This is a genomic window from Clostridium mobile (assembly GCF_018918285.1).
Lineage (GTDB): Bacteria > Bacillota > Clostridia > Clostridiales > Clostridiaceae > Clostridium_AW > Clostridium_AW mobile.
This window is the reverse complement of sequence record NZ_JAHLQF010000004.1, coordinates 314,594-329,071: the sequence shown is the minus strand read 5'-3', so window position 1 is coordinate 329,071 and position 14,478 is coordinate 314,594. Positions and strand designations below refer to the sequence as shown.

Genomic DNA, 14,478 nt, shown 5'->3' with positions numbered 1-14,478 from the left:
GGGGCTACAATATGTATAAGAGTAATGTACTAGAAGTCAAAAGGAATAAATTAGAGAATAAAATAGCAGAAATTTGTGATTGGGATACAAAACAAGGAGAAGATCCAAAATATCCTCATGTTTTTGAAGTGTACATGAATGGAGAAGTTCCTATTTTAATTAAAAGTAAAGTAGATAAAAAAGAATTTGATAAGCTATGCGGATGCTAGTGTCGGAACGACGGCAGGCAAAATAATAATATCAACGCTTCGACAACAAGTTGGCGAAAGATGATTTTCCTCACAAGTGGGGAAAGAGTTATTCGTTTCAAAACCAAATACTCAAAAATCACAAAAAGACTACAAATAATTACCTTTTAAAAGAAATGTAAAGATAATTAACCGTAATCGGATTATTTGGTAAAATATGACGTTGTTTGAAAATTGATGAATAATATTTAAAATGATACAATGAAATAATAGGGCTAATTATGTCTATTTGTTGACCCTAAAATTAAATAGTTGCATGTGGAGGTAGTTGGTAGCTATCTCTACATATCTTAGTATTGCCTTTTTTAAACTATTTATTCATTTGCTTAATAATTTTCATTTACATAGATTTTACCACTTAAAGCCTTGAAAGTCAATGAAAATTAGTACAGTAAATATAAATTTACCACACTAATTGCTAATTCTGACTGTGCCGAATTTGACATGGTTTAAAAACTAATAGGTGTCTTAGATCTGCGATTCCTTGAAATTGTGGTTTCCATCTGAAACCGAGTTAGTAGGAGTCTCAAAGTAAATTGGATCACTCCTTGTGATTGAGTTAGTAGGTTGTAAATCACAACTTACTAAACTGGGTCGTTTAAATCGATTGAGTTAGTAGGTAAAATATTTTTACTTACTGAAGGACACTTAGTAACGTAGTTGCCACTTTCGGCAATTTGTTTCCGAAGGTTAGTTAGGTAATTCTAACTGTTCATCTTGAACAATTAAAAAATTAAACGTAATGTTCTAAAAGAACAGAATGTAAAAACCACTAAATATCAAGGAGAATTTTGAAATTCCTTTAAGAAAATTCAAAAGTACAAGATTTCGTTCTACCACTTTAGTATAGCAGATTTTAATATGTAACTGTGACATGTTGTCACTATTGGATTTTTATTCCCACCCTTGGGAATTTCTCGCTTGACAGTTTTGTCAAACGTGTCGCTGAGAAAGTCACCTAAACGTTAAATTTGACGCTCAGCTAACGTTGCGAACGTTAAGACTATAACCATTGATATCACAAGGTTTCTCAAAAAAAAGAAAGGCACTTGAACATTTTAAACGTGAAGATGATAGCAACACGATCATTGATTTTACTAGATTTTGACAACAAACTGTCAAAGCTGTCGGTCACACCGATAACATTAATGTCTAATCGTTTCTTAAAAATGGGTATCGATAGTATCGAGAGCAAAGAAAAGAATCATTAGTGTCCCCTAAAAGGACAGTATAAAGAGAAGTATTGAAGATATTAATATTTTAAAATTGTGGTCACTCTCTGTGACCTCTTTTAAAGAGAGTATAACTACTTTTAAGATTAATATTGACCTAAAATCTCTAATCGGTCAAGATGACGGAATTAAATAAAGGTACTGCCTTAAATGGGCGTCCCCATAGTGGGGATTATTATATATAAAATTAGGTTAACTGAGTAAATTAAAGTAAACGCCTACCGCACCTACGGCGCAATAGGCTACATGTGAAGATCGTGTTTACTCGATTAAGAATGATTAGAAGAAAGGATGATGAATTTATGATAAAAGCAAACATGTATAAAATTTATTCGATTCCAAGTGGTGATTTAGAGAAAAAAGAATTTACGGAAGATGAGTTATTTGAGAGGGAAATAACATTATCAGAAAACAATTTAATAAGAAAATATTTGATTTTCAAAGGTATTAAAAGAGGGAATATACATTTAAATAATATTATTAAAATTTCTTTGCCAGATGATAAAGAAAATAACAAAGCGTTAGGAATGTTGAATAATGGTATAACATTTATGGGTAAAAAATTCATACCATTAGTATCCTCCCCATCCATGATGAAAAAAGAGGGGGAAGATGACTATTATGAGGAAGATTTTAAATGTGAATATCTATTTATAGCAGAAGAAGATAAAAAATTTATAGAGATATTTGAAGACATAACATCACTAGGAAAATTAACAGTAAAGCGTGTAAATGAAGAAAAAATGGCTTTAAATAAAGATGTTATAGCTAGATTATCCTTAAACACCTCTAGTAGCTATGAAATTAAATATAGTCCCAATATAGTTATATTGCCAAGCACTACTTATACATATGTTTCAGATTATTGTTATTTTAAAGATAAAGATTACAGCAAATTAGAATATATAGAAGAACAGAAAAAAGAATTTGAATTCCAAGATGGATGTGGATTAATGAGCTTTAAAATGGCTGAAATAATCCAGAAGAATTTAGGAGTTGATTATCATATAGATTGGGCTGGTATTAGGTTAGATAAAGGGTTAGCTGTAAAAGGATTATTAGTTAAAGTTGATTTTAATTCTTATTTTAAAGAAATGTATAAAGAAGATATAAAAAATGTTTTTGAGAAAAGAAAAGATGGATTTTATACGCTGGACTTTTGGGGAAATATGGTTAATATATCTAACGCAGATATTATTATAAATACGAATATGGCTAAATGGGCTAAATGGTGGGATTCTGAAGAAGAGTTATACAAAGAACTTCAAAAAGAAAAATATGATGAACATAGATACGTTTTAACTAATTTATATGTTACTAAATTTAATAAAAAGCAGCCTAAAGAATATTCTCGAACAAATTATCAACTTATCTCCAATTTGGCACTAACTCCTAAAGAATTAGAAGAATTAAGTCAAGCGACATTTGACATGTATAAAAAGGTACTAAGTATGGATATTAACTATGTAAATCTATTATTAGGAGACATAGTATCAGAGGAGTCCTTGGAACTAAATGCTCTTGATAAAGCCCATTATCTATTACAATCTACAGAAGATGCACTCACAATACCACCTATTAGAAAAACAATTATTAACATGATAAATAAGAAAATTAGAGAATTGGCTGAAGGTAAATTTTATGTAAAAGGTAATTACAAAGTTGCTTCCACTTGCCCTATAACCTTTATGGACTGGATTATGACCAGAAAATTTAGTGATAACGGACTTAAAGAAAATGAGTTTTATATACCTAATGAAATAGGTGAGAGAGTTATGAGTCGAAACCCACTCAATAGTTTTTCTGAAATACACAAATTTACTATAGCTAAAAATGAACTATTAGAAAAGTATTGCGGAGATTTAACAAGTGAAATTATATTTTTTAATCAAAAGGACAACAGAGCGATGCTTAATTCTGGCGAAGACTTTGATACTGATACAAATTTTGTAATAGAGAATGAGATTATATATAATTCGGTGGTATCAGCAGAGGACGGATATAATTTCTTAAATACAGAAGATAATAAAAAAGCTATAGAAATGCCTTATACAAAAGAAAATGAATACTATTGTGTATTAAAAGCGTCTGGAAATGCAATCGGGAGTATTGCGAATATAGGTATGAAAATATGTACTTTAGCTACGGAAATTGGATATTATTTTCCGATGAACAATAAAAGCTACGGATATAAAGAGTTACGAGATATATTCTTTGAATCTAAACAAGAACAGTTTGAAGAAAACGTAACAGAGATTAAAGAGCTTCAGGGAATAGGTGGAAGAATAGATAATATAAAGGATACTCTAAAGAATTTTAAATATACTTTAAACCAGGAAGAAGTATATGAACAGGAATGGGAATTAGATAATCTTAACAGAGAGTATTCAAAAAAAAATTGGGAAGTAGATAGAATTAAAAAGGAGTATTTTAAACAAGCGTTGGAAGAAAAGATTAACAAGAATGAATTAATTCCGATTGAAAACTTAGAGGAATGTAAAATAAAAGAAATATTAACTAAACAATTTTATAAATATAAAAAGCAATCTTATTTATCACTGCAATTGCAAATGCTTGCAATAGATATGCCAAAAACTCTAAAAGAAGTAGATAAAAGCATAATAAGAGATCTAATGAAAGAAATTACTGAAAAAGAGAATCCAATTTTTAGAAAGTATACAACAAGATATGATGATAGAAAAGATAGGAATGGAAGAGAAAAAAGATATAGTAATACACATTCAGTTTTAAATCTACATGCAAAAAAAATTGCTAAAACATTGATGCAAGAGTGGTATGAAAAAAATGAAGACATTAAAAAATATGCAAAGAGCGATAGAGTTGGTTGTGTACATACTATACTAAATAACGCTAAAGTAACAGAGCATACCACAGAAGTTACGAATTTAGTTAAAGCAATTTTTAATAGTTGGAGCAATAATGCCGAAAGAATTAGAAGTACATGGAAAGATAATATAAGTAAAAGAAATGAGGAGTTAAAGAAAAATAATCTACAAATAAGCCGATCTATAATAGTTTTAACAGAAAAATATGACATAGATACAATGGCTACAGCTTTGTTACATATGTCTAGAAATAAAAACAGTGCAATAAGAACGAAATTTATTATAGATTGTTGTTTTAATGTAGTGCAAAGTTTATTAGATACTTATTTTAATGATATCTATGCCTATAAAGAAGATTTAGATGGTGAATACAATTGGATGTTTAAAAATTATAAAAAAATAAAAACAGTTAGGAAAGAACAGGATATGCAAGCTATAGAAAATAAACAAAATGAAATTACAATAGGAGAAATTATATTAATTAAGTTTAGACCAATAGATATGGATAACAACTTTATTGTTAGTAAAAATGAAGACAAGTTTTATATTGACAATGAAATGATCTATAACAATAAAGTTAAGGGAATGAAAAAATGCACTTATGATTTATTAGCAGATTTATTATCAGATAAAACAGAATTAGAAGTATCTCTAAAAGATATTGAAATCAAGACAACTTACATTAGTGCAAGTATTATATGTTAAAGTATACGCCTGTATGGGATTACATCCCTACAGGCTACATGTGGAAAGGTAAAATACCTAACCATATTAAATAGGAAGGATGATGAAAATGATATTAAATAATGAAAGTATTAAAATTATAAGAAACTACAATGATGCTAATTTACTACTAGATAGAGGACATAAAATTGTACAAGTAGATAGAGATAGAAGAGATAGGAAATATATGATTTTTATTTTTGAGAAGAATGAACAGTTATTGAAAGATCTAGAAGAAATTACTCCTAAAAAATAAAAAACGGAATGATGAAAGGATGGGATGGTTTGAAAGTTAATGATTTAATTAAAAACTTAAATTCAATATATAGCTTTGATACATCACAAGACGCTTTAAATATTGAAAATATAGTGAAACTTAATAATAAGACTGAAATGTTAGTTAATAAGACAATAAAATTATTTAAGAAAACCATGAAAGAGTATGGTATAGACATTAATAATCAACAAAAAGACTTTGCTTATAAAATTTCTAAATTAATTTTTGGCGAAATAATAAACAAAAAAGTAAATCTAGTTCCAGCAAAATGTGGTTTTGGTAAATCAGTTTTAATTAAATGTGCTATGAAAACACTGGCTGACAATTTAATAACTGAATTTAGTACACATCATAATGAGGGAGCTATAATTATAACTGATAAAATTACCAAATTAGAAGAATTTAAAATATTTATAGATGGTACAATTGAAAATAAAAAAGGTCACAAAGCATATTTATTAAAATATACTGAAAGATTACCATACGAAACAGAAGAAGAATATTATTTAAATATTTATAAGCAAAGAAAAGAACAAAAAAATTGTCCTATATTATTACTGTCTTCTCAGAGGCTTTCTATTCTAAATGAAAAGATAGAAAAGTATGAAACGTGGAATAATGAAAATGATAAAAAAGAGTATAAAAGAGCTGTAAAAATAATAGATGAAAAGCCTGAAATATTTGACATAGTAGATATTGACAATAATTTTATGGCAAGTATTATTGACTCTATTGAAAATATAAAAATCAAAGATATTGAAAAAGACAATATAAACAAGAGTTATTTAAGAATGGAAATAAATGAAATAAATTCAATGATAATTAAGTTATCTAATAGTATGTGTGAAAGACAGCTTGATATTTATTACCCTGAAAAAGGCTCTACATTAACTAAAAATGATATTAAATTCTTTCAATTGTGCAATACTTATTTAAGTGAATATACAAATAATAAGATAAATTATTTAAAGAAATTATTAGTTGATGAAGGTGGATTATATTCTAATAATATAGATCAAAAGGGCAAAAATAAAAGATATTTTAAAACTTTAGGGCTTAAGAAAATAGAAAGCGAAGTTAAGACAATAATATTTGATGCTACAAGTTACTATGATATGAGTTATTTTAATTATAATAGATATCAATTTATAAATATAAACGATGAAAGAAAATTTGATAATTTATTTATACATAATATACCGATAAACATGGCTAAATGGGCTATTACAAAGGATGGATGTAAAAAATTAATAACTTGTGCAAATTACTTGAAAGGTAGTTTTGGTAATAGAGAGGATATATTTTTAGTAACCTATAAATCTATAAAAGATATATTAGATAAGCAATTAGGAAACGAATTAAATTTAGTCAAGTATGAAGGGAATATTCCAAGTTTTGGAATGACAAAAGGAAAAAATAATTGGAATGAATGTACTACAATGATTCATTTAGGCTTTAATAGGATGAGAGAAATTGAATATATAGCAAGATATTTAAGTCTTATGCTTGAAGAAGATGTTAAAGAATTTTTTGAACAAATGCAAAATCTAAAGAAAAAAGAGAAAATGTTAGATAAGCTTAAATTGGAAAGAGGTAGTTTTAAATCTGATAGCTTACAAAAATATCTGATTTTAAGTCTATTAGTTGACTTTGAACAAGAAATCTTCAGAACTAAAATAAGAGATTTTAATAATACAACTACACCAGTACATATTTATGTTTTTAACATGTATTATGATATGATAACTAGGGTTGAACGTAGATTTGGTATAGAGATTATCCAAGAGGAGAAACCCATTGAATTTATAGAAAGTGAAATTATAGATAGAAGAACAAAGGATGGAAAGGAAACTAATCCACAAAAAATTATAAATTGGATAAATAATACATGGAATGGTGAGAAAATAAAAACAAAAGATATGTTAAATGAAATAGGTATAAGTCAAAGGCAATTTGATAAATCCAAAGAAAATAACAACGATTTAAAAGGTTTATTAAGTAAATATATGATTAAAAGAGGTATCTATAAAAAAGTCTCTTAAATTCTTACCCCCCGAATTACTATAATATATATATAGAAAATAGGGGGGTAAAAAATAATTATATTATAAAAACTATATAAAAATAAATATAACATACAATGGGGTTGGGTTTGGGAGGGGAAATGTAAAGAATGTTGAGGTACGAAACATTCCTTTCCCCTATCCCAATATAATCTTGGAAAAGTTATGTTACAAGGATGATAAAGCTTTAGAGAAATAATCTAAGGCTTTTTTTATTTTTAATTTAATACTGAGTAGATCGTGCTGTAGTAACCTTATATATGAAATCAATTAAAGGAGAGATGTGTTTAGAGAAGTGACATTAAAAAGGAGATGCATTTATATATTGCAATCAGCTTTTAGTTTTAAAGAAAGTTAATTGGAGTATATAACTCTAAAAATTAAGGTTATGCTTAATCCTAAAAGCACCGAGGAGGAAAAGTATTATGGAATATAAAGAAATTAAAGTAGTTAATAGAGGTAAGATAGCATATTTGCATACATACGGAGTTTTTGAGGAAAGAATAGATAAAATAATTAGGAATGAGCAAGAGATGTATGCATTTGTATATTTAGTTACTAATACAGTTAGGGATTTGTTAAAAAGATATGATGAAGATGATTTTCTTAAAAAATATAATTCTAGCTTCAAGCAAATAGCTTATGCGATTAAAAAGGAGAGAAGTAGGGAAATAAATTAGAAGGATTTTACATTATTTTGTGGAATATTGGACGTAAAGAGAAATATATTAAATGTTTAGGGGGAATGGAAATGGGTATTGTTTTACATTTAAAAAATGGAGAAAAGATAATTCAAAATACTTTAGATAGTAGGGTAGTGAATAATTTATCAGAGTTTTGTAAAGAAAAATTAATAAATGATCAACTTAATTTAGGGAAAGAAGTCACAATTACTTATGATAAGGATAAGGAAAGAACAATAAAGCTAAATGATTTAAAATCTATAGAAATTGAACTAATATAATAGCTTATTTAAAGGCATCCACTTTGGGTTCTCTTATTATTTTACATAAATAGATAATTTTAGAAGGAAAATTGAAACTCCTGTCGAATAAATATTACTTGTATATCATAATTTGACAGGAGTGGTAATGTGAAATTTAGAATGTTAAATGTTCAAAAGTATAAGTTTGATAAATATTGTAAGATGTTTAGTGAATGGTTTAATGATGAAAAGCCGACATTTGAAAAAATTAATTATAATAAACTAATAGATATGATTTTTAAAAAATATATTGATATGGATTTAAAACAGAGAAAAGTAGAAGAGCTATTGTTGAATGATAGAATAAATGAATATAATTTTATAAAAGGCAATTTTGATATTTTTATAACTATTATATTAACTCTTATTATATCTATGGTTGTAGAGAGTTTATCGAAAGTGTTTGGTGAAGAAGGATATGCTTATTATGGAGTATTCAATAAATTAATGTTAGTTTTTATGGGAGCTATAACATATTTTCTAATATTAGAGAGTCGTTCTAAAATTAGAGAGACAATTAATAAAGGGTTTTATACTTTGTGCTTAAATATTTTACACGATGTCATGAAGGAAGACTCAGAGAATAAACAGGAATATTTAAAAGAAATAACTGCTACTAATGAAGATGATATGAAATCAAAAGTTGATGACATAAATCAAGATATAAAAAACATTAAGAAACATATTGGTATTAAGTAATTAATTAAGACATAATTTTATTGCAAGTTTAGTGTTATAATTATATGTAAGACTTTATGAGAGGATGAAAATAAAAGTGAAATTAGATGCTAAACAAAGAGTTCTTATTGCAATCTATACTGAGTATCAAAAAGATATACCTAATATGCAGGAAACAATAACTGGGGAAAACTTAGAATTAGATGAAGAGGTATTTGTTATGGCTTTGAGAAAGCTCGAAAACGAAGGATTAATTCAAAACATTGAATTCTTTTGGGCTGAAGGTGAGGTTCAATATTTTGGATTTGGTGATATGTTGATTTCATCTTATGGCATAGATTATGTTGAGCAGAAGCTAGGTATAGATAAAACACTAAGTGGTTTAGACAAAGTGAAATATATTGTTACAAAATCAGGTGAATGGGGAATAGAACAGATTAAAGACTTTGGTGCAAAAGTAATATCTGAAATTATTAAATCAAATATAGGAAAATAGAACACTTGCTTTTGTTGAGTGTTCTATTGTTTTACAAATATATGTACTACTTGAAGGGAATTTAAAGCTTCTGTCGAATATAATTGTTTGGATATTATAATTTGATAGGAGCAATATTTATTTATGGGGAAAGATGCCAGAAAATATACAGAAAATTATTATGAATCTTTAATAAATAACTTTAAAGAGGATAAAAAATATCAATATGAGTTAGGGAATATAAAAAAAGCATATCTAGAAATAAAAAAATATTATAAAGAAATATTTATAAACAATAAAGATGATATTAAATATGAAAAAATACGATTAGAAAAGAAATTAGGAAAGCATCATGGAATTAGGATTTCTAATAATTTTGCTTTAGATATTGCAATTATAGGAGTTTTTATATCTATATTTTTTTCATATATTATAAAACCTTTTGAGCATTTAGACTTAAGCTTAATATTAAATATTTCTTGTGCATTTTTTCTTATATTTATTTTTAGAGCTATTAAAAATAGTGATGAAATATTAGCAGAGCATTTAAGAATTTATATGTCTCTGAAAATATTGGATGAACTTGAAAAAGAATTAAGTACAAATAATGTATGCGAAAAAATAGATGTTACTAATGAAAATATTGATGTAAAGATTGATACCCTAGTTGAAGATGTAAAAAGCATTAAGAGATATATTGGTATTAAGTAAAAATTAAAATCTTACCTTATTACAAAATAGTTTTGACTGATTTAGCTATAGATTATTTCTGATCTGTTGATGACATTTTGATAAATTTCAATATATGTTACAATACCCTTATAAGTAAAATTATGGAGGTGTTTTTGTGAATGAAATAAAAAGTATTTCTCAAGGTATAAAATTTACAAAAAGAACTATAAAAATAGGCTCACTAGATGAAATTCCAAAACAGGGTTTAAATAGTTCAAGTCAGGAAAGTATTAAGGAATGTAGTGCTAAATTAGCTAGTGTTGTTAAAATTATTCAATCTATGATCACTGGAGTGAATTACGAATTTCTAAAATATAGGAGACCAATGGATGAATTTATTTCTAATAAAGATAAAATAGCTAAGATTTTAGCAGAAGCACCTGAAAAAACTAGAAAAATTCATAATGAGTTTTCAAAGTTTGGTTGGTATTTTTATAATTTAATGGATTATACTATCAGAGGATTAGGAGATATATATGATTTGATAAATTCAGATTTGAAAAATAATAAGGAAGAATATATAGAAACTATTGATGATTTTATGAATGAAGTTGTTGAAGAAAATTCTGAGAAGATAATTAATAACTTAATAGATGTATTTCCAGAACGTTTTGAGATAATTCAAGATGCGTATAATGCTCATAAGCAAAAACTATATACACTTAGTATACCAACTATGTTGACACAAATAGAAGGTATTAGTAGAGAAATATTAGGAGAAAGTATTTATTCGAAAATCAGAAGGAAAAGTGAGCCAAAAACTAAACAATCGTTAGAAAAAATATTTAAAGAGAATAATATTGATAAAAATAAAGAAGATCTATGGTACGCAATTAATTATTATCCTTTAGAAATATTACATTCATTAGTAATTAACACTGATAATATAAATTGTTATTATGAAAAAAATAAAATTTATTCAACGTTCAATAGGCATGGAGTCATACATGGATTAGATATTAAGTATAATAATAAGACTAATAGTAATAAATGTATAGCAATTTTAGGTTATTTATATAATCTAAAAGAAGTACTTGACTATGATATTGAAAATACAACTAAATAAATGAAGAATAAAGAATGCTTGAATATAAAACTAAGCATTTTTATTTTTTAAAGGTCAAAGAAAGTTAAATATTAATAATATGTAGTGTAAAGTAAAAATACTTGAAGTAATGTGAGGTTGTTAAGAGAGGAAGTGAGGAGATTGGCATTAAATGATAGACAATTAAAGGTTATAGATTTATATGCTCAAGGTGAGACGGTTACTAATATTGCTAAGGTATGTGGTGTTAGTAGAAATACAATATATGCAGATTTAGATAGTAAGGATGTAAAGGCTGGCATTAACAAATGCTTAACAGAGATGAAAAGTCAGGCTGAAAAGAAGTTAACTCAATCCGTAGATATTTTAGTAGAAGAAATAAAGAAATTAGCATTAACAAGTAAATCTGAAAAGATAAGAAGTGAGAATCTGCAATATCTGTTGAATAGGATATACGGTACACCAACAAGCAAGGTTGCGGATGTAACAGAGGATAAGGAAAAAGAAGAAAAATTTGATTTAGATGAAACAATTTTAGAATTTAATAATGTTATAGAATTAGATACAAAAGCTAAATAGTTAATGAAATAAAGATTTTAATGTGAATAATACCCTTTTATACTTGAGTTTTATATATCTATCATGTATACTATAAATATAAGTGAATAATACCCTAAAATACATATTATAGGGTAAAAAGTATAAAGAGGTGTTATTTATGGGTAAAAGAAAAATACCTGAGTTTTTAACAAGTGAAGAACAAAAACAACTAGTAAATGTATTTAATATAAGATATTTTAATAGTTATAGAAATAAAGTAATGATACAATTATTTTTAAATACTGGATTAAGATTATCCGAAATGATTAATCTTAAATGGAAGGATATTAATTTAACTACAGGACAATTAAAAGTAGTACAAGGAAAGGGCGGTAAGGATAGAATAGTATGGATAGGTGAGGATATACTTGAAATATTAAGGGAGTATAGAATTAAACAGGCTGATAAATTAGATATATGTGAATATGTATTTGTAACTAATACTAAGAAACAATTAGATGATAGAGGTATTAGGAGAATGATAGACACATATGCAACTAAAGCTGGTATAACTAAGAGTATAAGTCCACACACACTACGTCATACATATGCTACAGATTTATTAAGAGCTACGAAGAATATAAGATTGGTACAGAAGGCTTTGGGGCACAGTGATTTAAGTACAACAATGATATATACGCATATCGTAGATGATGAATATGAAGATGCATTAAAGAATTTTAGAAGGTAGTAATTAAACTATCTTCTTTTTTTTATGTCTATAAATAAGCCGCCTACCTTCTAAAAATGAAAAATGAAAAAGAGGGGCGATAAGCTATAAAAAATTATATTATATTTTTAACTTTCAAAAATGGGGGTGATAATAAAATTGGTTTATATTGATAACTTACAATTAAGCGAAAAGCAATACAATACATATATATTAAAAAAATACCTATCAAAACACTATGGAGAAACAGCGGCAATAAACACTATAAAAAATAATTCTACAAAATTATCACAAATTGCAAGAGCTTTAGGAGAAAAAGATATTGCCTTCTTCTGTTTATATTACCTCCAAGATATTTTTGTAGTTAAAGATACAAATGAAGCAAGAGAATTAAGTAAAGATCATTACGGTTTATGGGATATAGCAAATGATACTTTTGTAAATGATATACATGATAAGGTTAATATAATTTGTCCAAGAGGTTTTGCAAAAACAACTATATTTGATCTAGCAATTAGTATATGGCTAATTGCATATAAAAAATCTAAATTTACTCTTATAGGAGCTAAAAAAGACGATGATGCTACTCAATTTGTAGACTCCATAAAAAAAGTATTTAAAGAAAATAAAATAATAATTGATAATTTTGGTCAACTCATGGATAATAAGAAATTTAAAGTTAATGCCAATGAAATTGAATTTACAAATGGTATGTATATAAGAGCAGTTGGTTCAGCATCTTCCGTTAGAGGTGCTAACTTTAAGGGAGTAAGACCTACAGTTGTAATTGCGGATGATTACCAGGATGAAAAAGATATATTAACAGAAGATGCAAGAGATAAGAAATATAATAGATGGACTAAGGAAATTGAACAAGTAGGAGATAAAGCAGTTTTTAGAAATGGTAAAAAAATAAAATCTGCTACTAAAATTATTAACATTGGAACAGTATTACATAAAGATTGCTTAGTTAGTAGATTAAGTAGGAATAATGATTACTGCACTATTTTAAAAAGGGCGATTATTTTAAATCCAGAACAAACTGTAGATGATATTTTTGAATCTGATCTATGGCTAAAATGTAAGAAAATCTATTTTGATGATAAAGTTGATAATCCTAAAGAAGAAGCTAAGCAATTCTATGGGGAACATTATGAAGAAATGAAATTCCCTGTTTTGTGGGAAGAAAAATGGGATTGCTTTAATGATTTAGCTATTCCTTATTGGGAAAATAGAGTTTCCTTTATGTCTGAGCTGATGAATGATGCGACTTCTATAGGTGAAAAATGGTTTAAATCTAATAGGACAGAAACTACAGAAGAAATAGAAGAGCATGATTTTACCAAGACTATATTAAATGTAGACCCTGCTGGAATAAAAAATAAGAAAAAGGGTGACTATTTTGCATTTGTAGTAGAAAGCCTAGCAGATAATAATTTTAAATATGTAAGAAAAGGTGAAATATTACACTTTATCAGCTTTGAAGAGTATATAAATCACATATGTGATATATTAAAGGACTTTGATGATATAACTCATATAGTTATAGAAAAAAATACTTATATGGGATTAGATTTAGACAAGTTAAAAGAAGAAATATCCAAAGATGAAGAATTAAGAAATAGACAATTTGAGTTTATAAATGAAATGCAAAAGAAAAATAAAGATGAAAAAATATCTACAGTAGTTGATGCTATTAATAACGGAAGAATTATCTTTGATAAAGAGAGAGTTATGAAAGAAGCTATCGAGCAGATGATGGATTTCCAAGGTCAATTATATACTTTACATGATGATTTTATAGACTGTGTAGCAGAGGCTAGTAATAGGCTTGATACTATAGAAGTGACAGGTAAATTACAAATATTCGATATAAGAAAATTAGGATTATAGGGAAGTAGGTG

At 26.8% G+C, this 14,478-nt stretch carries 13 protein-coding genes; all 13 read left to right on the top strand.

Features of this window, described 5'->3' with window-relative positions; genetic code table 11:
• Positions 1-11: 11 nt before the first annotated feature.
• Positions 12-209 carry a hypothetical protein gene (locus KQI86_RS16805; protein WP_216440579.1) on the top strand — a complete coding sequence of 66 codons (198 nt, stop codon included), beginning with the start codon at positions 12-14 and terminating at the stop codon, positions 207-209.
• Between the two features lie 1,546 nt (positions 210-1,755).
• Positions 1,756-5,031, top strand: coding sequence for an RNA dependent RNA polymerase (locus KQI86_RS16800; RefSeq protein ID WP_216440578.1), 3,276 nt, complete (start codon positions 1,756-1,758; stop codon positions 5,029-5,031).
• Positions 5,032-5,110: 79 nt separating this feature from the next.
• Positions 5,111-5,305, top strand: a complete 195-nt coding sequence (locus KQI86_RS16795; RefSeq protein WP_216440577.1) for a hypothetical protein — start codon at positions 5,111-5,113, stop codon at positions 5,303-5,305.
• A gap of 8 nt (positions 5,306-5,313) precedes the next feature.
• On the top strand, positions 5,314-7,368 hold the full coding sequence (locus tag KQI86_RS16790; RefSeq protein WP_216440576.1) for a hypothetical protein: 2,055 nt from the start codon (positions 5,314-5,316) through the stop codon (positions 7,366-7,368).
• A gap of 446 nt (positions 7,369-7,814) precedes the next feature.
• Positions 7,815-8,069, top strand: coding sequence for a hypothetical protein (locus KQI86_RS16785; protein WP_246582865.1), 255 nt, complete (start codon positions 7,815-7,817; stop codon positions 8,067-8,069).
• 71 nt (positions 8,070-8,140) lie between these two features.
• The gene (locus KQI86_RS16780; RefSeq protein WP_216440575.1) at positions 8,141-8,353 is read left to right on the top strand and encodes a hypothetical protein; all 213 of its coding nucleotides are present in this window, start codon (positions 8,141-8,143) and stop codon (positions 8,351-8,353) included.
• Positions 8,354-8,482: 129 nt separating this feature from the next.
• Positions 8,483-9,073: a hypothetical protein gene (locus KQI86_RS16775; RefSeq protein WP_216440574.1), complete on the top strand. Its 591-nt coding sequence runs from the start codon at positions 8,483-8,485 to the stop codon at positions 9,071-9,073.
• 64 nt (positions 9,074-9,137) lie between these two features.
• Positions 9,138-9,548, top strand: coding sequence for a YjcQ family protein (locus KQI86_RS16770; RefSeq protein WP_216440573.1), 411 nt, complete (start codon positions 9,138-9,140; stop codon positions 9,546-9,548).
• A gap of 123 nt (positions 9,549-9,671) precedes the next feature.
• Positions 9,672-10,238 carry a hypothetical protein gene (locus KQI86_RS16765; RefSeq protein WP_216440572.1) on the top strand — a complete coding sequence of 189 codons (567 nt, stop codon included), beginning with the start codon at positions 9,672-9,674 and terminating at the stop codon, positions 10,236-10,238.
• A 136-nt stretch (positions 10,239-10,374) separates the two neighbouring features.
• Positions 10,375-11,325 (top strand): hypothetical protein, encoded by a 951-nt coding sequence (locus tag KQI86_RS16760; RefSeq protein ID WP_216440571.1) that lies wholly within the window; start codon positions 10,375-10,377, stop codon positions 11,323-11,325.
• Between the two features lie 141 nt (positions 11,326-11,466).
• Positions 11,467-11,883: a helix-turn-helix domain-containing protein gene (locus tag KQI86_RS16755; protein ID WP_216440570.1), complete on the top strand. Its 417-nt coding sequence runs from the start codon at positions 11,467-11,469 to the stop codon at positions 11,881-11,883.
• Between the two features lie 139 nt (positions 11,884-12,022).
• Complete coding sequence (locus tag KQI86_RS16750) at positions 12,023-12,595, top strand: tyrosine-type recombinase/integrase (RefSeq protein ID WP_216440569.1); 573 nt, start codon at positions 12,023-12,025, stop codon at positions 12,593-12,595.
• A gap of 138 nt (positions 12,596-12,733) precedes the next feature.
• Positions 12,734-14,467 carry a terminase gene (locus KQI86_RS16745; RefSeq protein ID WP_216440568.1) on the top strand — a complete coding sequence of 578 codons (1,734 nt, stop codon included), beginning with the start codon at positions 12,734-12,736 and terminating at the stop codon, positions 14,465-14,467.
• The last annotated feature ends 11 nt before the right edge of the window (positions 14,468-14,478 follow it).

Coding starts and splice junctions, on each gene's coding strand:
- KQI86_RS16795 (WP_216440577.1), top strand. CDS start 5,111: ATGATGAAAATGATATTAAATAATGAAAGTATTAAAATTATAAGAAAC.
- KQI86_RS16780 (WP_216440575.1), top strand. CDS start 8,141: ATGGGTATTGTTTTACATTTAAAAAATGGAGAAAAGATAATTCAAAAT.
- KQI86_RS16750 (WP_216440569.1), top strand. CDS start 12,023: ATGGGTAAAAGAAAAATACCTGAGTTTTTAACAAGTGAAGAACAAAAA.
- KQI86_RS16790 (WP_216440576.1), top strand. CDS start 5,314: ATGATGAAAGGATGGGATGGTTTGAAAGTTAATGATTTAATTAAAAAC.
- KQI86_RS16765 (WP_216440572.1), top strand. CDS start 9,672: ATGGGGAAAGATGCCAGAAAATATACAGAAAATTATTATGAATCTTTA.
- KQI86_RS16785 (WP_246582865.1), top strand. CDS start 7,815: ATGGAATATAAAGAAATTAAAGTAGTTAATAGAGGTAAGATAGCATAT.
- KQI86_RS16805 (WP_216440579.1), top strand. CDS start 12: ATGTATAAGAGTAATGTACTAGAAGTCAAAAGGAATAAATTAGAGAAT.
- KQI86_RS16800 (WP_216440578.1), top strand. CDS start 1,756: ATGATTAGAAGAAAGGATGATGAATTTATGATAAAAGCAAACATGTAT.
- KQI86_RS16770 (WP_216440573.1), top strand. CDS start 9,138: ATGAAAATAAAAGTGAAATTAGATGCTAAACAAAGAGTTCTTATTGCA.